The sequence below is a fragment of the Castellaniella sp. genome (genome assembly GCF_004321985.1).
GTDB lineage: Bacteria > Pseudomonadota > Gammaproteobacteria > Burkholderiales > Burkholderiaceae_B > Castellaniella.
This window is the reverse complement of the sequence record NZ_SCQN01000048.1, coordinates 123,097-142,106: the sequence shown is the minus strand read 5'-3', so window position 1 is coordinate 142,106 and position 19,010 is coordinate 123,097. Positions and strand designations below refer to the sequence as shown.

Below are 19,010 nucleotides of genomic sequence, written 5' to 3'. Positions count from 1 at the left end.
TACTTAGAGCTGCGTGCCGGGACGCAGCGGTACGAATCGGACATCCTGAAGCTCCACGCGCTGCCAGGAAGCCTGGGAGGTACGCTCGATCAGGATCAGTCTCTGGTGCGTCGAGCCTTCGGGCGCGATCAGGCGCGCGCCGATCGCCAACTGATGCAACAAAGCTTCTGGGATTTTAACGCCCGCAGCCGCGACGACAATGCCATCGAACGGCGCATGGTGTTCCAGCCCCAACATGCCGTCGCCAAAGGTCAGCCGCACGCGGGTTTTGAAGCGCCCCTGGGCCAGGTTCATGCGGGCCTGCTCGTACAGGCCGCGAACCCTTTCGATGGCAAAGACCTCCCGCACGAACTGGGCCAGCACGGCGGCCTGGTAGCCGCAGCCCGCGCCAATCTCCAGAACACGCTGGGGGTTGCGGCCCACAGACATCAGCGACAGCATATGCGCCACAACCCAGGGCTGCGAGATCGTCTGTCCATAGCCGATGGGCAGCGCGGCATCTTCGTAGGCTCGGCTGGCCAGCCCCTGGTCTACGAACAGGTGGCGGGGCACCGCCTGCATCGCCGCCAGCACACGTTCGTCGTCGATACCCTGCTCGCGCAGCCGGCTCACCATCTGCGCCCGCAAGCGTTCGGAGTTCAGACCAAGGTTCATGGCCAGCGCAGCCGTCGGACGGCCGGCGGCCTCGGGCAGAACGAAGGGCTTGGGCCCGTGGATGCGTGTATTGCTGTTGGCAGGCGAATACCCGGGTCCCGGCGAGGATCCCCAGACCGTTGCCCGGGGCCGCCGCTTCGGGTCCAGCGGGTGGCGCGGCTTGTCCGATCCCATCAGGCATCCATCCAGCGCGACACGGCCGCCGTCTGAGTGTGATCGGTCAGATCCAGATTCAGGGGGGTCATGGACACGGCACGCGCCTCAATCGCGCCAAAGTCGGTTTCCGGCCCGCCATCCAGGGCATGCCCGACCGGACCGATCCAGTAAACCGCATCACCATACGGAGTGGTGCTACGGATCACCGGCTCCGCAGGGTGCCGCCGGCCCAGCCGCGTGGTCCGGAAGCCGGTCAGATCGCGATAGGGAACCGCGGGAATATTGACATTCAGAAGCAGCGGCCCCACCCAGGGGCGGGCACGGAAGCGGTCAACCAGCTCGCGCGCAACCTGCACCGCGCAGTCCAGATGCTTCCAATCCCGCTGCACCAGCGAAAACGCCATCGACGGAATGCCGAAGAGATAGCCCTCGGTGGCAGCGGCGACCGTGCCGGAATACAGAGTATCTTCGCCCATGTTGGCGCCATTGTTGATGCCCGACACCAGCAGGTCGGGGCGGAAATCCAGCAGCCCATGCAAGGCCACATGCACGCAATCCGACGGAGTGCCATTAATGTAATGGAAGCCATTGGGCGCCTGACGCACATAGAGCGGCCGGCGCAACGTCAGCGAATTCGAGGCCCCGCTGCTATTGGTCTCAGGCGCCACGACGGTGACCTCACCCAGCGGCCGCAAGGCGGCCGCCAGAGCCTCGATCCCAGCCGCGGTGTAACCGTCATCATTGGACACCAGGATGCGCATACCCCAATTTTCACCATTCGAACCCAGATGATGCGAATTGTACCCGGCGAATCAAGCGCCTTGCGGGCGATGCTATAGAATGTCCCCCAACCTCCCGATCCTTGCTCACCCATGCTGCAGTCATTCCCGTTCGCTGGCATCGTGCTTGCCCTGCTCGTTGGCTATCTCCTGGGTTCCATCCCCTTCGCGGTGGTGATCAGCCGCCTGATGGGGCTGAGCGACCCGCGCACTTTCGGCTCCGGCAACCCGGGTGCCACCAACGTCCTGCGCAGCGGCAACAAGCTTGCAGCCGTGCTGACGCTGATCGGTGACACGGCCAAGGGCTGGGTGGCGGTGGCGCTGGCCGCATGGGCCGTTTCCGCAAATTACCTGCCGCCCTCGGCCATCCCGCTGGCCGGCCTGGGCGCCTTCCTGGGCCACCTGTACCCGCTGTTCCTGAAGTTCCGCGGCGGCAAGGGCGTGGCGACCTCGCTGGGGGTGCTGCTGGGGCTGCAGCCGTGGCTTGCACTGGCCACCGTGACTACATGGCTGATCGTGGCCGTCGCCATGCGCTACTCATCGTTGGCGGCGATCATGGCTGCAATTTTCGCGCCCTTTTACTATATTCTCGGGGGCGACGTAGCCTGGCGGGTGGACCCAGTCACCGCCACGGTCATCACCGCCATCAGCGTGCTGATCCTGACACGCCACAGGGCCAACATCACACGGCTGCTGGCCGGCAAAGAAAGCCGCATCGGCGCAAAAAAGCAGGCCCAACCGGGACATTCCGCGAAGAAGCACTGAAGTCGCGCTGCGGCGGTATCCAGCCGTCAGGCGATGCAGACGTCCTGCAGGTCCCAGCGTGGGCGAACTCCGAACTCGGGTCGCTTGAAGTCCTGCAGATCTACCAGCCCCGCGCGCACCCGCTGCACGGCCGCCCAGGCGATCATCGCGCCATTGTCGGTGCACAGCGACAGCGGCGGGAAATAGACCCGCCCGCCCATCGCGGCCAGCGCGGTCTGCAGGCGGCTTCGCAGGCGCTGATTCGCCCCCACCCCGCCGGCCACCACCAGTGTCCTGAGCCCAGTCTGGCGCAGCGCCTGGAGGGCCTTGGTGGCCAGCACATCCACAATGGCCGCTTCGGTCGCGGCCGCCAGATCGGCCCGCGCCGCAGGATCGGCCGCACGGCCCGAGGCATCTAGCGCCCGCATCCGTGTAAGCACTGCCGTCTTCAGGCCGCTGAAGCTGAAATCCAGGTTGCCGCTATGCAACATGGGGCGCGGCAGATCATAGGCAGCCGGATTGCCCGATTGTGCCAGGCGCGAAAGCTCAGGCCCGCCAGGGTAGCTCAGGCCCAGGAGCTTCGCGCTCTTGTCGAACGCCTCGCCGGCTGCGTCGTCCAGCGTCTCGCCCAGCAGCTCGTAGCGCCCGACGCCGGCGACGCGCATGAGCTGCGTATGCCCGCCCGACACCAGCAAGGCGACGAAGGGAAAGTCGGGCGCCTCGTCAGCCAGTTGCGGAGACAGCAAATGGCCCTCGAGGTGATGAATGGGAATGGCTGGCAACCCCAGGGACCAGGCAAAGGATTTGGCGAAACTGGCCCCGACCAGAAGCGCGCCCGCCAGTCCCGGCCCCGCTGTGTAGGCGACGGCCCCCAGATCGCCGGGCTTTACCCCGGCCTGCGCCATGACCTCGCGGGTCAGCGGGACGATGCGCCGGATGTGGTCGCGCGAAGCCAGTTCAGGGACCACCCCACCATATTCGCGGTGCATGGCAATCTGGCTGTGCAAAGCGTGTGCAATCAGTCCGCGATCGGTGCCCGCAATCGCCACACCGGTCTCATCGCAGGAGCTTTCAAAACCAATAATCAACATGTCGTGATAGTGAATATCAGAGCGCCATAACATGGTGTTTCTCAGTATACGGCCGTTCACAAAAGGGTTTTAGAATGAGGCGGTTTCAAAACCGGCTAGCCACTGCGGCCAACACCCACAAAGGACCCATCAACATGTTCGAACAGCTTTTCAAGCTCACGGAACACGGCACCACGGCCCGCACCGAATTACTGGCCGGTGTGACGACATTCCTGACGATGTCCTACATCATCTTCGTCAATCCGGATATTCTCGGCAATACAGGCATGGACAAAGGCGCGCTGTTTGTGGCGACCTGTGTCGCTGCCGCCATCGGTTGCCTGATCATGGCCTTCGTCGCGAACTGGCCCATCGGACTGGCGCCCAGCATGGGGCTGAACGCGTACTTCGCATTCACTGTGGTCCTGGGCATGCACTTCACATGGCAACAGGCACTGGGTTGTGTCTTCATCTCAGGCGTGGTGTTCGTGATCATTACCGTCACCGGCATCCGGGAGTGGCTGATCGACGGCATTGCGCTTTCGTTGCGATCAGGAGTCGTGGCGGGCATCGGGATGTTCCTGGGGATCATCGCGCTGGTCACGTCCGGCATCGTGGTGGCCAATAAGGCCACCGTGGTCGGCTTGGGCGACCTGACCAACATCAAGACGTTCTACGCCATCCTGGGATTCTTCATCATCACCGCACTGGACGCGATGCGCGTACGCGGCGCCATCCTGCTGGGGATTCTGGCGATCACGCTGCTGTCGGTGATTACGGGACAGGTGCAGTTCGCAGGCATCGTGTCGCTGCCGCCCAGCATCGCACCGGGCTTCTTCAAGCTCGATATCATGGGGGCGTTGAGCCAAGGCTTCTTCCACGTCATCATCGTGTTCGTGCTGGTCGAAATTTTCGATGCCACAGGCACCATGATCGGGATTGCGACGCGCGCAGGTCTGGTGACGCCAGAAAACCCGGGCCGGCTGGGCCGCGCCCTGCTGGCTGACAGCACCGCCATCCTGGCCAGTTCCGTACTGGGCACCAGCAGCACCACGGCCTACATCGAAAGTGCCTCGGGTGTACAGGCGGGCGGACGCACCGGGATGACCGCTGTGGTCATCGCCGTGCTGTTCCTGCTGGCCCTGTTCTTCTCTCCCATCGCGGCGATCGTGCCCTCCTACGCCACCGCGCCAGCTCTGCTGTATGTGGCCTGCCTGATGCTGCGCGAACTGGTGAACGTCAAGTGGGACGACATCACGGAATCGGTGCCGGCGGCCATCGCGGCGATCTCCATGCCGCTGACCTACTCCATCGCCAACGGCCTGGCCTTCGGCTTCATCAGCTACGTCGCGATCAAGGCGCTGTCCGGCCGCTTCCGCGATATCCACCCGGCTGCGCTGCTGGTGGCCATCCTGTTCGTCATCAAGTTCGTCTTCTTCCCGGACTGACACTACTCCCCCGCCCCGACCGTACCAGCGGCAGGGGCGGCCGGGACAGGTATTGACGGACAGCGTACACTGATGTGATGGGGCGGCTCTTGCGCCGTTCTTTGATTTGTGGAGCCGCCATGAGCGTTATTGAACTCACCCAAGCCACCTTCCAGGCCGCCACCCAGTCCGAAAAGCAGCCCATCATCATCGACTTCTGGGCCCCATGGTGCGGGCCCTGCCGGCATTTCGCCCCGACCTTTCACGCGGCGGCCGAAAAGCACCAGGACGTGACCTTCGCCTCGGTCAACACCGAAGAACAGCAGGAACTCGCGATGGGACTACGCATCCGTTCCATCCCGACGCTGATGGTGTTCCGAGAAAATGTCCTGCTGTTCCAGCAGGCCGGCGCATTGGGCGCAGCGCAGCTCGAGGATCTCATCACTCAGGTGAAGGCGGTGGACATGACCAAGGTCCACGCCGAGATCGCAGCCCAGGAAAAGACCTCCGCGACCGCACACTGATTCACGGTAGCGGATCAGCCCGGAAAAGACGCCTTGGCGGGTTCCCCCGCCAAGGCGTCTTTTCATAGCAGCAGGGAACCAGGGGACCGGCAAACCTGGGAGGCCCCAGGACGATCGCCGGCTGGGCGTCAGTCCTCGATACCCTGGGAGCTCAGGTATTCCTCGTAGGTACCAGGGTAGTCGTTGAGTCGGCCATCCGGCAGGATTTCGATGACGCGCGTGGCCACACCCGACACGAACTGCCGGTCGTGCGACACGAACACCAGTGTGCCCTGGTACTGTTCCAGCGCATACTGCAGTGACTCGATGGACTCCATGTCCAAGTGGTTGGTGGGCTCATCGAGCAGCATTACGTTGTGGCGTCCCAGCATCAGGCGGCCGAAGCTCATGCGGTTCTTCTCGCCGCCCGACAGCACCCGCACCGCCTTGGTGATCTCGTCGCCCGAAAACAGCAGACGCCCCAGCACGGACCGGATAGACTGGTCTTCATCACCTGGCTGGCGATAATCGGTCAGCCAGTCGAACAGGTCGCGGTCCGAATCGAACTGGTCGGACACATCCTGGGCCATGTATCCCACATCGGCGTTTTCCGACCAGCGGACCTGGCCCCCATCAGCCGGCAAATTGCCCGCCAGCATGCGCAGCAACGTGGTCTTGCCCACCCCGTTCGCACCGATGATGGCGACCTTCTGGCCCGCCTCCACCATGGCATTCAGCCCCCGGATGATCGGGCGGTCATAGGACTTGGACAGATCCTCGATATGCACGGCCTGCCGGTGCAGGATCTTGTTGACTTCGAAACGGATGTACGGGTTCTGGCGCGAGGAAGGCTTGACCTGGACGGTCTCGGACTTGATGCGGTCGATCTGCTTCAGGCGCGAGGTCGCCTGGCGCGACTTGGACTTGTTGGCGGCAAAACGGCGCACGAAATCCTGGAGTTCCGCCACGCGTTCCTTGGCACGCGCGTTGGCCGCAACCTGGCGCGCACGGGCCTGAGTGGAGGCCAGCATGTACTCGTCGTAATTCCCAGGATAGACCTGCAGACTGCCGTAATCCAGGTCCGCCATATGGGTGCACACGGCGTTCAGGAAGTGGCGATCGTGGCTGATGATGATCATGGTGCTGTCGTACCGGTTGAGCACCGTCTCGAGCCACCGGATCGTATTGATGTCCAGATTGTTGGTGGGCTCATCCAGCAGCAGCACGTCCGGATTCGAGAACAGCGCCTGCGCGAGCAGCACACGCAGCTTCCAGCCCGGCGCAATCTCACGCATGGGTAGCTGGTGCTGCTCAACGGGGATCTCGAGCCCCAGCAACAGCTCGCCGGCGCGCGCCTCGGCCGTGTAACCGTCGTATTCGGCAAAGCGCCCCTCGAGTTCGGCCGCCCGCATGTAATCGTCCTCGGACGCCTCGAGATTGGCATAAATGGCATCACGCTCGGTCATCGCCTGCCACATTTCGCGATGGCCCATCATCACCACGTCCAGGACGCGCTGATCCTCGAAGGCGAACTGATCCTGGCGCAGCTTGCCCAGCCGCAGCCCGGGCTCCAGCGATACTGAACCGGCCGTCGACTCCAGGTCCCCGCCGATGATCTTCATCAGGGTCGACTTACCCGACCCATTGGCGCCGATGAGACCATAGCGGTTGCCATCGCCGAATTTGACGCTGACGTTCTCAAAGAGCGGCTTGGTGCCGAACTGAATGGTGAGGTTGCTGGTGGAAATCACAGGAAGGCGCTTGAAAAGATTGAAAAATAACCTGCTATTCTAACAGGTGAATGCTTTCGTCCCCGAATCAGAGCCCGTGGCAAGGCACTCATCCGTTTGACCTGACACAAGGTTTTCTTTCCCGAATTCCCGTAGACTATCGAGCATCGGCGGGCCGACTCGCCACAAGGCACTAACGGCCCCTGGTCAACCTCTCCTGGAGTCGCCGCTCATGTACAAGCGAATTCTGGTGCCACTCGATGGCTCACGCTTTTCGGAAGAAATCATTCCTTATGCGGCAGGCCTGGCCGCCGTTCACGACACTGATTTGACGTTCCTGCGTGTGGTCAACACCGCGTCCCGCAAGGACGAGGCCGCAGCCTATGTGGAACAGCTCGCCAGCGCCTGGAATGCGCGTAGTCTGTGCGTGCTGGCGCCGGGCGACGTTGCACAGGCCGTGCTCAAGGAGTCTGACCACAAGCCGATCACGCTGCTGGCCATGACCTCACGTGGTCATTCAGGCCTCGCGGAAGCCCTGCTGGGCAGCGTGGCTCAACGCGTCATGCGCGACGCGGGAGGTCCCGTGCTGATGTATCACCCAAACGGCAGGCACGACCCTGGTCATCTACCCGTGCAAGTCAACCACGTGATGCTGGCGCTCGATGGCGGGACGCCCTCGGAAACGATGGCAGGAGATGCGGCAAGATTCGCGCAATGGATCAACGCCGATCTCGAGGTCGTGAGTGTGATCGGATCACCCACCGCCGCCGAGATCGGCGAGGCCTCAACGGGCGAAATGACGTCGCTCGAATCCAGCTACGTCCGCTCCAGAGCGCACCAGCTTGGCAAACAATACGGCGTGGAGGTCAACTGGGACACGCTGCATGGCGACCCGGCCAAGGCCATCACCGAACACGTGGGCAGCCGCCACGACATCATTCTGGCCATGACCACACGTCGGCAGGACGCGCTGGAAGCCGCTGTCCTGGGGAGTGTCACGGCCAGCTGCCTGCGCACCGCCGGCGTTCCTGTCCTGATGCGCCTGCCATGAAACATCAACCCCGGTGTGCCCCTGCCACCGGCAGGCGCACACCGGGACGCCCACTCAGTTGGACATGAACCGGTCGATGCCGGTTCGGTCCAACAACGAGCGCGTGACGCCCCCAAACGCCCATTCCCGCAGGCGTCCATGGCCGTAGGCGCCCGAGACGACGAAATCGGCACCCGTCACAGCCAGGAACTCGGTGAGTTTTTCGTCCTCATCCGCACTCTCGATGACCTTGGAATGCGCCTGTATCCCATGTCCGGAAAGCAGCGCCACCACGTCGTCGGCGCCCTGTGTCACGAATGAATCCACTTCCTCAGCAATAGTCACAACGGTGACTTCGCTGGCGCACGACAGCAGCGGGATCGCATCGGCCACTGCCCGCCGGGCCTCGCGCGTGTCCTTCCAGGCAACGACGGCCCTGCCAAGAGGGACATGATCCGTTCCGTAGGCGAGCACGAAGACCGGCCGACCGGCCTGCAGGATGACGGACCCAGGGTCGGCCGCTCGCCAAGTGCTACCGGTGGAGGCCCCTCTGGGTGCGCACATGACCACCAGGTCAGCCACCCGTGCCGTTTTTGACAGCATGCTGGTGGGGAGTGACAAGGCCTCGCGCCACTCGGACTCCACATCACCCGCAGTCAACCGGTCGAATGTCGCGTGCAGCTCGCCGAAGCGGGTCTTGAGTTGAGCCCGCATCTGGTCCCATACATCCACCACGGCGGGATCGGTTTCCGGGTAGGTCACGGGCATCGGAGCGTCAGCCGCACAAAGGCCGATTACCTTGGCCCGAAAGCGCCGGGCGAGATCGCACGCAGCCTGGATCGTGGGTTCGGCAGGATCATCGACGCCGATGTTGACGAGAATGGTTTTGAAGCTCATGAGAGCACCTCTTCGCCTGCTGGCGGTGGACGCTGGAATCGGCTCCCCTGCTCACGGGTGGCGACTACCGTCGGTGCGACTCACCGCTTCGCACCCCTATTGCCGGAGAGGCTTTTCACAGCATGCCTGAAATCCACGGAAAATTCTTGAGGATTCGCAAAATTTGGCGGATTCCAGTTGATCTGACGCAAGAAATTGCACCAGCCGGCTGCCGGGATCTCAGTGGTTCAGGATCTGGCCCAGGAAACTGCGGGCCTTGGGATGCTGGGGCGAATTAAAGAACACATCGGGCGGCGCCTGCTCGACGATCTGCCCGTCCGCCATGAAAATCACTCGATCGGCCACGCTACGGGCGAAGCCCATCTCGTGGGTCACGCACAGCATCGTGATGCCGTCATGCGCGAGCGAGATCATGGTGTCCAGCACTTCCTTCACCATTTCCGGATCCAGCGCAGAGGTCGGCTCATCGAACAGCATGATCTCGGGCTTCATGCACAGGGCGCGGGCGATGGCCACGCGCTGTTGCTGGCCACCCGAGAGCTGGCTGGGGAATTTCCGGGCCTGCTCAGGGATCCGCACGCGCGTCAGGTAGTGCATGGCAATCTCTTCGGCCTGTGCGCGCTTCAGCTTCTGGGTCCGCACGGGCGACAGTATGCAGTTCTCCAGCACGGTGAGGTGCGGAAACAGGTTGAACTGCTGGAACACCATGCCCACATGCTCACGAATCCGCGTGGCGTTCTGTCTGCTGGCCGTGATGTCGATGCCGGCCACCACGATATGCCCATTCTGGATGCTCTCGAGCCCGTTGATGCAGCGGATCAGGGTGGATTTCCCCGAGCCGGACGGGCCGCAGATGACGATTCGCTCGCCCGTTTTCACGCTCAGATCGATGCCCTTGAGCACCTGAAACTGGTCGTACCATTTTTCGACGCCGGAGAAGGCGATTATCGTTTTGTCATCCATCTTTTGACTCAGTGCCGGAAGGCGTGCGCGCCAGGGGCGCACACGCCGGTTGACGTCCTTACTGGGCAGCCTTCACGACCGACTGCGGCAGTGGTGTGCCAAGGCTCTTCTTGAACAGCTTGTCGAACTCGCCATTTGCAACGTTCGTCTTGACGAACTGGTTCATGACCTTCAGCAGCTCGGGGCGATCCTTCCTCATGGTAATCGCCATCACTTGCTCATTGACGACGTAGAGGACCTTGTACTTGCCCGGGAAGCGTTTCTGCACGTCCGCGGCGATCACGGACGAGGTGCCCACGGCATCGATCTGCCCGACCAGCATGGCCTGAAGCGCGGAGGCGTCATCGTCGAAGCGGCGCAGCTTCGTACCCTCGGGAGCGACCTTGGACACCCCGATGTCGGTGGTGCTGGCGCGCGGCACACCGATCTTGAATTTCGGGAAGTCGGCCGGCCCTGACAGCTTCAGGTTGGCCGGTCCTAGCAGGACCATGCTGGCAGCGGAATAGGGAATCGAAAATTGCACCTGCTTTTCCCGCTCGGGCGTGATGGCCAGCGAAGCGACGAGCACGTCGGCCTTGTCGGTCAACAGGAATGGAATCCGGTTCGGTCCGGTCATGATGACATATTGAAGCTTGAGCCCCAGATCCTTGGCCAGCAGCTGCGCCACGTCGGCATCATAGCCGGCAGGTTGATTCTGGGCATTGGACCCGGCATAAGGCGGCCAGTCCACCAGCACGCCGACTTTGATCGTGCCACGATCCTTGACGGTCTGCCAGTAGTTGTCGGCGGCAAAGGACGCGCTCGCGGAAACCACCAGCAGCGACCCCACGACCGGGACCAGAAAACGGTTGAGTACCCGACTCAGGGACAAACCACGCATGAACAATCTCCTTCAAAAATCATTGTTGGAATGGGACAGCAAAAAGTGACGCTTTACCGGAGTGACGCCGACAGGCGCCGCTCCAGCTTGCGCGACCACCGGGACAACGGCCAACACAGGCAGAAATACAGAAAGGCCACCAGCGTGAAGATCGGCAGCGGCGCAAACGTCGCGTTGTTGATGATCTGGCCCGTGCGCGTAAGCTCCGTGAAACCGATGATCGCGGTCAGCGAGGTGCCCTTGATGATCTGGACCATGAAACCCACCGTAGGCGGCACGGCGATCTTCAGTGCCTGCGGCAGAACCACATACCGCATCCGATCGTAGTTGCTCAGGTTCAGCGCGTGCGAGGCCTCTGTCTGGCCGCCGGGCACCGCCTGGATGCAGCCGCGCCAGATGTCGCCCAGAAACGCGCTGGTATTGAGGATCAGCGCGACGCCCGCCGCCAGCCAGGGGTTGACTTCGAGGCCTATGACCGGAAAACCGAAGAAAATCAGGAACAGCTGCATGAGCAGCGGCGTGCCCTGGAAGACGATGATGAAGCCCCGCGCGGGGCCATGCAGCCAGCGGGACCGCGCTGCGCGAGACAACGCGATGATGAGCCCGCCGATCGAGCCACCCACCAGTGCCATGAGAGCCAGGGCCACCGTCCAACGCACCGCCTCCACGATGGACCAGACATCGACAATCGAGAAACTGCGCATGTCAGCGGCCCTCCGGAAAGTACAGGAAACGCTTCCAGGCGAGCTTGAACAGGCCCATGAAGGAAAGCGACAGCAGGAAGTAGATGGCCGTCACCACGATGTAGATCTCAAAGCTGCGGAACGTTTCCGACTGGATGTTGGCGGCCACGGAGGCCAGGTCATCGGCCGAAATGGTCGACACGATACTGGATGTCAGCATCAACAGGATGAACTGGCTGGACAGGGCTGGAAATATGGTCTTCAAGGCCGGCCGCAGCACGATGTACAGAAAGACCTGGTATCGCTTCAGATTCAGCGCCAGGCCCGCTTCGACCTGGCCCTTCGGAATGGCCTCGACGCCCGCGCGCAGGATTTCCGTGGCAAACGCCCCCAGGTTGACGAACATGGTCACCAGGGCGGCTGTTGCCGCCGACATCTGCAGGCCCATGGTCGGCAGCGCGAAATAGAAGAAGAACAGCTGAATCAGGAACGGCGTGTTTCGGATGGCCTCTATGTAGGCATCGATCGCCCAGTGCAGCGCGCGCGGACCATTGCTTTTGCCCCAAGAACAGAACACGGCAATCAACAGACCGATCACCATGGCGCCCATGGAAAGTTCGATCGTCTTGAGCATGCCATCGAGCAGCAGCGGCCAGGACTCCAGCACAACGCCGAATTGAAAGTGATAGACCATGTCTTGCGTTCGGAATGAAGCCTGATGCAGTCGCGGGCGGGTTGCCCGCAGCCGCACCAGTGAAAGACCGGAGGACCCGGCCCGGTATCAAATGCTAGTCGAGCAATGCCGCATCCCAGGCGCAGACGCGCTGGTTCTGCTCACCCAGCCCCTGGATGCCCAGCTTGACCGTGTCACCGTCCTTCAGGTAGACCGGAGGCTTCTGGCCCAGGCCGACACCGGGCGGCGTGCCGGTCGAAATGATGTCGCCAGGCTCCAGCGTGACAAAGTGGCTCAGGTACTCGACCAGCGTCGCCACGCCAAAAATCATGGTCCGCGTGTTGCCGCTCTGGTAGCGCTTGCCGCTGACTTCCAGCCACATGTCCAGATTCTGCGGATCGGGAATTTCATCGGTGGTCACCAGCCAGGGACCCACCGGGCCAAAGGTATCACACCCCTTGCCCTTGTCCCAGGTCCCGCCCATTTCGATCTGGTACTGGCGCTCGGACACGTCGTTGATGACGCAATACCCGGCGACGTGAGACAGTGCATCTTCTTTGGAAACATACCGCGCACGACTGCCGATCACGACCCCCAGTTCAACCTCCCAGTCGGTCTTCACCGACCCGCGGGGCATGACGATGGCGTCATTGGCTCCCGTGGGGCGCGACCACTTGTTGAACAGGATGGGTTCCTTGGGGATCTCGGCGCCCGTTTCCTTGGCGTGATCGGTGTAGTTCAGGCCAATGCAGATGAACTTGCCGGGGTTGGACAGCGGCACACCCATCCGCCCCGGGTTGGCCACTAGCGGCAATTTTTGCAGATCGATGGCGCGTAATGCCGCCAGACCCGCAGGAGAAAGCTTGTCGGCCGACAGATCGTCCACAATGGCGCTCAGGTCGCGCACTTTGCCCTGCGCATCCAGCGCACCGGGCTTTTCCTGGCCTTGCGGCCCAAAACGAAGCAATTTCACGGAGTTTCCTTTGGTCAGGCGGAATCAGTTGGACCAGCCGCCATCGATGAGCTGGGTGGTCCCGGTGGTGTAGGCGGATTCGTCACTAGCCAGATACAGGGCCAGATAGGCAATTTCTTCGGGCGTGCCCAGACGTCCGATGGGCTGGCGCGCCACGAACGCCGAATGCACGGCGTCCACGCTCTGGTGCTGGGCCTGGGCCTGGGCTGCGATGCGTTCCTTGAGCGACGGTGATTCCACCGTGCCCGGGCAAATGGCATTGCAGCGAATGCCGCGTCCGACGAAATCAGCGGCGATCGACTTGGTCAGACCAATCACGGCGGCCTTGGTCGTGCCATACACGAAGCGGTTCGGCACGCCCTTCACGCTGGAGGCCAGGGACGCCATGTTCACGATCGAGCCGTGGCCGCGCTCCAGCATCCCGGGCAGTACGGCCCTGATGACTTCATACATGGAGGTGACGTTCAGTGCGAAGGAAAAATCCCAGGACTTGCGGCTGCATTCCAGAATGTTGCCGCCGTCCACGAAACCGGCGCAATTGAACAGCACGTCGATCGTGCCGATCTCCTTCACGATTGCCTGAATCGCCGCCGCGTCGGTCACGTCCAGCCGACGGGTTTCGCAACCCTCGAGGCCTTGCAAGGCCGCCTCATTGATATCGGTGGCGAACACGCGCGCGCCTTCCTGGGCGAACTTCAGCGCGGTCGCCCGTCCGATCCCGTTGGCCGCTGCCGTGACCAGCGCCGTTTTGCCTTGCAGACGTCCTGCCATGATGTTTTCCTCAAAAATGATCAACCCATCCAGCCCGCTGCACGGACCACGTCGGATCCGGCACCACCAGATAAATTCTAGATATAAAATTGATTTTTATATAAGAAAGATCATCATAGCTATATCACCACCGTCACACAATGAAGGCTCCCTTCCAGTACCTAAGTATTTACCCTTAAGTTAGCTGTTCTAATGTCATAAATCATGTAAATATATCGCATGCAATATCATGTTTTCATATTTAAAACCACAAGCCTGAAATGACTGGCCAGAATCCTCAATCTCCAGACGACATGAACCCGGAACCGCCCCTCCCGCAATCCGCCGCGCCTGAAGAGAAAAAGGCGCGATATGCCGCGCCCGCGCTGGAAAAGGGACTCGACATCCTTGAGCTCCTCAGCGACACCACCGACGGCTATACGCTGAATCAGCTCGCCCAGAAGCTGGGGAAAGGCGTCAGTCAGATCTTCCGCATGGTCGTCACGCTGGAACGGCGGGGATACATCCAGGCGGACGACAACGACCGCTATACACTGACGCTGCAGCTATTCCAGCTGGCTCACCAGCATCCCCCGGTCAAGCGGCTTTCGCAGGTCGCACTACCCTTTCTGCACGAGCTGGCGCAACGCACCCAGCAATCCTGCCACCTGGCCGTCTACGAACAGGGCCGCGTCGTGGTGCTCGCCCAGGTGGATAGCCCCGAACGCTGGTCTTTCGGCCTGAAGACGGGGTCGCTGATGGGGCTGACCGACACGTCCTCCGGGCATATTCTCCTCGCCTACCGTAACGAAATCGAGCGGGCCCGCATGCTCAACAGTCACGCCACGGTGGACGGAGAGCTGCGCATGGACCCGGGTCAGCTCCTGTCGATGCTGGCCGACGTACGCTCACATGGGTATTCGCTCATGCGCAGCATCCAGATCAACGGCGTGACCAACATCGCCTTCCCGGTCTATGGTCCCGGCCGACAGGTCGTCGCTGCCATCAACATCCCGCACATCGCGCGCATCGACGGCGCCTCTCGACCCACGATTGACCAGGTCAAGGACGCCCAGGCAGAGATCTGCGAAAGGTTGTCGCGACAACTGGGAAGTGGCAGCAGCGTGTAGGCGCCACGACCCCGCAATCGGCCGTCAGGCCTGGTGCGTATGCTCCTGCAGCACCAGATGTGCCATGCCGTTCTCGGTGGCGATCCCGACCCTCCGGCCCACCGGCAGAGTCGCCTTCACCCTGACGTGGCCAAACGGCAGCCCAGTCACCACAGGGACGCGTACCGCCTTGCGCAGCCAGGCGACGACGGACGCCAGATCGTAGCCGTTGTCGTGCGGCGCCAGCCGGTAATCCGTGAATTGGCCCAGCACAATGGCATGCTGCTTCTCCAGTACCCCCGCATGCCAGAGCTGCGTGAGCATGCGCTCGATGCGGAACGGGTGTTCGGCCACATCCTCGAGAACCAGAATGCCGCCCCGTACGTCCGGTAGATACGGAGTGCCCGCCAGCGACGCCACCATGGCCAGATTGCCACCCCACAGGATGCCCCGGGCATCCACGGGATCGGCGTCCGCGGATTCGAAGCTCAGAATCTCAAGTTCGCCGGACAAGGTTTCCAGAAACAGGTCCTGCGTCAGATCATCGACCTTCTTTCCGCCAAAATCGAACAAGGCCATCGGGCCGATCAGGCTTCCTGCCCCGGTGCGCGCCAGCAGCGCCAGGCTGAAGGCGGTGAAATCGCTCTGGCCGATGAAGGTCTTGCCGCTGTCCGCCACCGCCTGCCAGTCGATGAAGGGCAGCAAGCGGCTCAACCCATAGCCACCCCGCGTAGCCATCACCACCGGATGCGGCTGCTTGAGGGCCCGCACGATACTCGCCAGCCGCTGCTTGTCGGTGCCCGCAAAACGCTCATGCACCGCCTTCGCCGCACGGTCCACACCCACATGGAACCCCAGGCCGCGCAGACGCTTGACGGCCAGCGCCAGCACGGCGGGGTCAGGAACGGCGCCCGAGGGCGAAATCAGATAAATACCGGAGGGCCGGCCGTGGGCATGCGGCGCACCGCCATGGCCGGGATCGCGACCGTGGTCGTCATCTCCATCATGATCATGCACGGGGCCTGAAAGGCGGGACTTCTGGGTGCTCATATCGGTGGAATCCTGCAAGGAAGAGACTGAAAGCGGCGCACGGCGACGCGCCCGAAAAAACGCACGCAGCAGCTCGCCGCAGGCCGGGGCAAGAACCCCCGCCCGGACCCGAGCATGATGGTTGAGCCGCGGCTGCTGCGTGAGGTCCACGACACCGCCACAGGCGCCGGTCTTGGGGTCGGCAGCGCCATAGACGATTTCCGCCACTCGCGCATGGAACATGGCCCCGAGACACATGGCGCAAGGTTCCAGCGTCACGTAGAGTCGAGCTCCGGTGAGTCTGTGATTGAACTGGCCCAGCGCCGCCGCCCGCAGAGCGACCACCTCGGCGTGCGCCGTGGGATCGTGATCGACGATGGTGCGGTTGTGGCCTACGGCCAGCAGCCTCCCATGGGCATCCAGCACCACGGCCCCAACCGGCACCTCGCCCAGCGCCGCAGCCTGGCGCGCCTGCTCCAGCGCCAACGTCATCGCGGCATCATCATCCAGGACGGTCATGCCGGTCCCCTCAGCCGCGTCCACACCATTGGCCGGGGCGGTCCGAAGCCATGCACGCGCTTCAGCCACGGTAGGTCCTGGCATTGAGCACGATCTTCATGGCCAGACTCTCCACGGCCTCTTCCAGCCATTGGTAGAGCTCGGCATCCTCGTCGAAGCGCGCCTGATTCAGATTGGAGACGCGGCCTTCCTGGATGAATCCCCAGGCACGACTGCGCTTTTCCCGGTGGCGGGGGTCCCACACCCCGAACGCCACCCCGCCCGAGCGGCGGATCAGTGAGAAGCACGGGATGTCGGTGTAGCCGTCCCCCACGAAGATCATCTGTTCGAACGGAACCCGCAATTTGTCCGCATCAACCTTGCGGTTCACCTCAAACGGCTTGTTGCGCGAGTCCGGGCCGATGATGCCCTTCTGGATATGAAACAGGTAGCGTGTCTTGTCCGTGAAGCTGACCACCCGGCGCGGGAAATCGATGGCGCCATCCGCACCGTAATGAAATTCCGAGGCCCAGATATCGGTGAACTGAGACGCAATGGGCGTACTGCGCAGCACGTCGCCCAGACCGCTGGAAATCAGGTAGAACTCCAGCTGCACCGTGGGGTGCGCCTGATGCAGCCGCGAGCGCAGGCGATCGAAGAGCGAAGCCACGCCTTCGTGCAGCGGCAGCCGCCGTCCCCAGTCCTGCAGACGCTCACGGGTGACGGAACCATGCTCCCCGGATTGCGAGAGTTGCAGCATGCGATACAGATAGGCCGGGACAGGGTCCCAGTCCTCGTGATCCAGCAAAGGCCCCACTCGGTCGCGCCAGAACTGGGAAGCATCCACGCCCAGATCCTGCAGAAAACCCGACGTGCTGTCAGGCGCCAGCGTGTCGTCAAAATCGAATACCAGCGCAATGACATCAGCCATATCGCCCTTCCCCTTGATTCAACCCAGACGTGCCAGAGCCTGCAAGGCCCCCGGCAGCGCGGACGGCAAGTCCTCGGCCAGCAGCCCCAGCCCCAGCTGATCCGCCGCCAGACCGTGCAGCCAGACCGCCGCACAGGCGGCTTCAAACGTCGGCATGCCCGCCGCAACCAGGCCCGTCACCATGCCTGCCAGCACGTCGCCGGCACCCGCGGTCGCAAGCGTGGGCGGTGCATTGTCGTTGATGACGCACCGCCCATCCGGCGCCGCCACCACCGTATCGGCGCCCTTGAGCAACACGACCGCACCGCTGGCACGCGCGGCCCCTGCCGCTCGCTGCAGTTTATCGCCTTCAAGCTCGAACAAGCGCGCAAATTCACCTTCGTGCGGGGTCAACACGCAGCCTCCATGCAGGGCGCGCAACAGCAACTCGGGCTGGCTGGCGAACACGGTCAACGCGTCAGCATCCAGTACACATGGACGCCCCGTCGCCAGCAAGGCGAGCACCTGCGAGCGCGCGGCGGGCGAACGACCCAGGCCGGGACCAATCAGAAGCGCGTTGCGCCTGGAATCGTCCAGCGCGGCTGACACGTCGCCATCGACCGGCAGTGCCTCGACCATGACTGACGTCAATGCCCCTGCCTGAATCGCCCAGGCGCCGGCTGGCACCGCCAGCGTGACCAGTCCCGCGCCCAACCGGGCCGCTGCCAGGCAGGCGAGGCGGCTCGCTCCCAGCATGGTCCCGCCGCCCACCACCAGCGCATGACCGCGGCGGTACTTGTGGCCGGCCGCATCGGGCCACGGGAACCGTTCCCACCAGAGATCCGGGCCATTCACCCAGAAACGCGGCGCAATGGTCGCCAGTACCGAGGCCTGGATGCCGATGTCGGCGCAGACCAGTTCGCCGCACAGCAGGCGCCCGGGCAGAAGCACGTGGCCCGGTTTGCGCCGGAAGAACGTCACCGTAAGGTCTGCACGGATGGCAGCCCCCATGACCCGGCCACTGGCCCCATCCAGTCCGCTGGGGACATCGATGGCACACACCAGGGCGAGGCTGGCATTGACCGCCTCGACCAGGGTGCGCAGGCCACCTTCCAGCGGCCGGCTGAGGCCCGCCCCCAGCAGGCCATCCACGATCAGCCCGGCGCCTGCCAACATTTCCGGCTGAGCGCGCTCCACTGAACCCTGCCAGGTGCTGGCCGCCCAGGCCGCATCTCCCCGCAGGCGATCCCGCTCACCCCACAGAGCAACACGAACTGGCCAGCCGGCCTCCTGCAGGAGACGGGCCACGACCCATCCGTCGCCCCCATTGTTGCCGGGACCGCACAACACCACGGCCGGGACCGGCGACCAACGCGCCTGGATGGCATGTGCCACCGTGGCACCCGCCGCCGCCATCAGGCTGGCACCGGGAATCCCTGCGTCGATGGTCAGACGATCCGCCACCGCCATCTGGGCAGGCGTCAGGAGCACAAGATCCGACACCTGTCCGCCCCGCTCGTTCATGACACGTTCCTCCATGCTCTCTGGCCCT

19 protein-coding genes and 1 pseudogene are annotated in these 19,010 nt (G+C 63.1%); 5 read left to right on the top strand and 15 right to left on the bottom strand.

Annotated features, from left to right (window positions below):
* Nucleotides 1–3: 3 nt before the first annotated feature.
* Nucleotides 4–828 carry a protein-L-isoaspartate(D-aspartate) O-methyltransferase gene (locus tag EPN31_RS13645; RefSeq protein WP_291774134.1) on the bottom strand — a complete coding sequence of 275 codons (825 nt, stop codon included), beginning with the start codon at nucleotides 826–828 and terminating at the stop codon, nucleotides 4–6.
* Nucleotides 828–1,571 carry a 5'/3'-nucleotidase SurE gene (surE, locus tag EPN31_RS13640; RefSeq protein WP_291774131.1) on the bottom strand — a complete coding sequence of 248 codons (744 nt, stop codon included), beginning with the start codon at nucleotides 1,569–1,571 and terminating at the stop codon, nucleotides 828–830. The genes EPN31_RS13645 and surE overlap by 1 nt, the downstream gene beginning before the upstream one ends.
* Nucleotides 1,572–1,682: 111 nt before the next feature.
* Between surE and plsY the strand changes: the two genes are divergently transcribed.
* A complete protein-coding gene (gene plsY, locus EPN31_RS13635) occupies nucleotides 1,683–2,354 on the top strand; it encodes a glycerol-3-phosphate 1-O-acyltransferase PlsY (RefSeq protein ID WP_291774129.1) in 672 nt (223 codons plus the stop codon).
* A gap of 26 nt (nucleotides 2,355–2,380) precedes the next feature.
* Here the strand turns inward: plsY and tsaD are convergent, their stop codons facing one another.
* A complete protein-coding gene (tsaD, locus tag EPN31_RS13630) occupies nucleotides 2,381–3,424 on the bottom strand; it encodes a tRNA (adenosine(37)-N6)-threonylcarbamoyltransferase complex transferase subunit TsaD (RefSeq protein ID WP_291774178.1) in 1,044 nt (347 codons plus the stop codon).
* 134 nt (nucleotides 3,425–3,558) lie between these two features.
* Here tsaD and EPN31_RS13625 point away from each other — a divergent pair, with 134 nt between their 5' ends.
* Both EPN31_RS13625 and trxA read left to right on the top strand, forming a co-directional pair.
* Nucleotides 3,559–4,851, top strand: coding sequence for an NCS2 family permease (locus tag EPN31_RS13625; protein WP_291774128.1), 1,293 nt, complete (start codon nucleotides 3,559–3,561; stop codon nucleotides 4,849–4,851).
* 119 nt (nucleotides 4,852–4,970) lie between these two features.
* Nucleotides 4,971–5,354, top strand: coding sequence for a thioredoxin (gene trxA / locus EPN31_RS13620; protein ID WP_291774126.1), 384 nt, complete (start codon nucleotides 4,971–4,973; stop codon nucleotides 5,352–5,354).
* Between the two features lie 128 nt (nucleotides 5,355–5,482).
* On the opposite strand, the gene EPN31_RS13615 is transcribed toward trxA, so the two are convergent.
* Nucleotides 5,483–7,084, bottom strand: coding sequence for an ABC-F family ATPase (locus EPN31_RS13615; protein ID WP_291774124.1), 1,602 nt, complete (start codon nucleotides 7,082–7,084; stop codon nucleotides 5,483–5,485).
* A 211-nt stretch (nucleotides 7,085–7,295) separates the two neighbouring features.
* Between EPN31_RS13615 and EPN31_RS13610 the strand changes: the two genes are divergently transcribed.
* Entirely contained in the window at nucleotides 7,296–8,114 is an 819-nt protein-coding gene (locus tag EPN31_RS13610) for a universal stress protein (protein WP_291774122.1), read from the top strand.
* 54 nt (nucleotides 8,115–8,168) lie between these two features.
* Here EPN31_RS13610 and EPN31_RS13605 read toward each other — a convergent pair whose 3' ends face one another.
* From EPN31_RS13605 to EPN31_RS13575, 7 genes are all read right to left on the bottom strand, one after another.
* The gene (locus tag EPN31_RS13605) at nucleotides 8,169–8,990 is read right to left on the bottom strand and encodes a universal stress protein (RefSeq protein ID WP_291774120.1); all 822 of its coding nucleotides are present in this window, start codon (nucleotides 8,988–8,990) and stop codon (nucleotides 8,169–8,171) included.
* A 219-nt stretch (nucleotides 8,991–9,209) separates the two neighbouring features.
* Nucleotides 9,210–9,953, bottom strand: a complete 744-nt coding sequence (locus EPN31_RS13600) for an amino acid ABC transporter ATP-binding protein (protein ID WP_291774118.1) — start codon at nucleotides 9,951–9,953, stop codon at nucleotides 9,210–9,212.
* 58 nt (nucleotides 9,954–10,011) lie between these two features.
* The gene (locus EPN31_RS13595) at nucleotides 10,012–10,833 is read right to left on the bottom strand and encodes a transporter substrate-binding domain-containing protein (RefSeq protein WP_291774115.1); all 822 of its coding nucleotides are present in this window, start codon (nucleotides 10,831–10,833) and stop codon (nucleotides 10,012–10,014) included.
* 53 nt (nucleotides 10,834–10,886) lie between these two features.
* On the bottom strand, nucleotides 10,887–11,537 hold the full coding sequence (locus tag EPN31_RS13590) for an amino acid ABC transporter permease (protein ID WP_291774113.1): 651 nt from the start codon (nucleotides 11,535–11,537) through the stop codon (nucleotides 10,887–10,889).
* Nucleotide 11,538: 1 nt separating this feature from the next.
* Nucleotides 11,539–12,210 (bottom strand): amino acid ABC transporter permease, encoded by a 672-nt coding sequence (locus tag EPN31_RS13585; protein ID WP_291774111.1) that lies wholly within the window; start codon nucleotides 12,208–12,210, stop codon nucleotides 11,539–11,541.
* A 94-nt stretch (nucleotides 12,211–12,304) separates the two neighbouring features.
* The gene (locus EPN31_RS13580; protein ID WP_291774109.1) at nucleotides 12,305–13,162 is read right to left on the bottom strand and encodes a fumarylacetoacetate hydrolase family protein; all 858 of its coding nucleotides are present in this window, start codon (nucleotides 13,160–13,162) and stop codon (nucleotides 12,305–12,307) included.
* A gap of 24 nt (nucleotides 13,163–13,186) precedes the next feature.
* A complete protein-coding gene (locus EPN31_RS13575; protein WP_291774106.1) occupies nucleotides 13,187–13,933 on the bottom strand; it encodes an SDR family oxidoreductase in 747 nt (248 codons plus the stop codon).
* 293 nt (nucleotides 13,934–14,226) lie between these two features.
* Here EPN31_RS13575 and EPN31_RS13570 point away from each other — a divergent pair, with 293 nt between their 5' ends.
* Nucleotides 14,227–15,042: an IclR family transcriptional regulator gene (locus tag EPN31_RS13570; RefSeq protein ID WP_291774105.1), complete on the top strand. Its 816-nt coding sequence runs from the start codon at nucleotides 14,227–14,229 to the stop codon at nucleotides 15,040–15,042.
* 24 nt (nucleotides 15,043–15,066) lie between these two features.
* Here EPN31_RS13570 and EPN31_RS13565 read toward each other — a convergent pair whose 3' ends face one another.
* The 4 genes and pseudogenes from EPN31_RS13565 to EPN31_RS13550 form a co-directional block, all read right to left on the bottom strand.
* Nucleotides 15,067–16,071 (bottom strand): LD-carboxypeptidase, encoded by a 1,005-nt coding sequence (locus EPN31_RS13565; RefSeq protein WP_291774176.1) that lies wholly within the window; start codon nucleotides 16,069–16,071, stop codon nucleotides 15,067–15,069.
* 51 nt (nucleotides 16,072–16,122) lie between these two features.
* Nucleotides 16,123–16,569, bottom strand: a pseudogene (tadA, locus tag EPN31_RS13560) (tRNA adenosine(34) deaminase TadA); the annotation flags it as partial.
* Between the two features lie 61 nt (nucleotides 16,570–16,630).
* Nucleotides 16,631–17,479, bottom strand: a complete 849-nt coding sequence (locus EPN31_RS13555) for an HAD family hydrolase (protein ID WP_291774103.1) — start codon at nucleotides 17,477–17,479, stop codon at nucleotides 16,631–16,633.
* An 18-nt stretch (nucleotides 17,480–17,497) separates the two neighbouring features.
* Complete coding sequence (locus EPN31_RS13550; RefSeq protein WP_291774102.1) at nucleotides 17,498–18,982, bottom strand: NAD(P)H-hydrate dehydratase; 1,485 nt, start codon at nucleotides 18,980–18,982, stop codon at nucleotides 17,498–17,500.
* Nucleotides 18,983–19,010 lie beyond the last annotated feature (28 nt).

Bases quoted from the DNA above. Each gene is read 5' to 3' on its own strand.
- EPN31_RS13555 (WP_291774103.1), bottom strand. From the start codon at position 17,479: ATGGCTGATGTCATTGCGCTGGTATTCGATTTTGACGACACGCTGGCG.
- EPN31_RS13565 (WP_291774176.1), bottom strand. From the start codon at position 16,071: ATGAGCACCCAGAAGTCCCGCCTTTCAGGCCCCGTGCATGATCATGAT.
- tsaD (WP_291774178.1), bottom strand. From the start codon at position 3,424: ATGTTGATTATTGGTTTTGAAAGCTCCTGCGATGAGACCGGTGTGGCG.
- EPN31_RS13605 (WP_291774120.1), bottom strand. From the start codon at position 8,990: ATGAGCTTCAAAACCATTCTCGTCAACATCGGCGTCGATGATCCTGCC.
- EPN31_RS13610 (WP_291774122.1), top strand. From the start codon at position 7,296: ATGTACAAGCGAATTCTGGTGCCACTCGATGGCTCACGCTTTTCGGAA.
- EPN31_RS13575 (WP_291774106.1), bottom strand. From the start codon at position 13,933: ATGGCAGGACGTCTGCAAGGCAAAACGGCGCTGGTCACGGCAGCGGCC.
- EPN31_RS13585 (WP_291774111.1), bottom strand. From the start codon at position 12,210: ATGGTCTATCACTTTCAATTCGGCGTTGTGCTGGAGTCCTGGCCGCTG.
- EPN31_RS13625 (WP_291774128.1), top strand. From the start codon at position 3,559: ATGTTCGAACAGCTTTTCAAGCTCACGGAACACGGCACCACGGCCCGC.
- EPN31_RS13595 (WP_291774115.1), bottom strand. From the start codon at position 10,833: ATGCGTGGTTTGTCCCTGAGTCGGGTACTCAACCGTTTTCTGGTCCCG.
- EPN31_RS13570 (WP_291774105.1), top strand. From the start codon at position 14,227: ATGAACCCGGAACCGCCCCTCCCGCAATCCGCCGCGCCTGAAGAGAAA.
- surE (WP_291774131.1), bottom strand. From the start codon at position 1,571: ATGCGCATCCTGGTGTCCAATGATGACGGTTACACCGCGGCTGGGATC.
- EPN31_RS13550 (WP_291774102.1), bottom strand. From the start codon at position 18,982: ATGAACGAGCGGGGCGGACAGGTGTCGGATCTTGTGCTCCTGACGCCT.
- plsY (WP_291774129.1), top strand. From the start codon at position 1,683: ATGCTGCAGTCATTCCCGTTCGCTGGCATCGTGCTTGCCCTGCTCGTT.
- trxA (WP_291774126.1), top strand. From the start codon at position 4,971: ATGAGCGTTATTGAACTCACCCAAGCCACCTTCCAGGCCGCCACCCAG.
- EPN31_RS13590 (WP_291774113.1), bottom strand. From the start codon at position 11,537: ATGCGCAGTTTCTCGATTGTCGATGTCTGGTCCATCGTGGAGGCGGTG.
- EPN31_RS13645 (WP_291774134.1), bottom strand. From the start codon at position 828: ATGGGATCGGACAAGCCGCGCCACCCGCTGGACCCGAAGCGGCGGCCC.
- EPN31_RS13600 (WP_291774118.1), bottom strand. From the start codon at position 9,953: ATGGATGACAAAACGATAATCGCCTTCTCCGGCGTCGAAAAATGGTAC.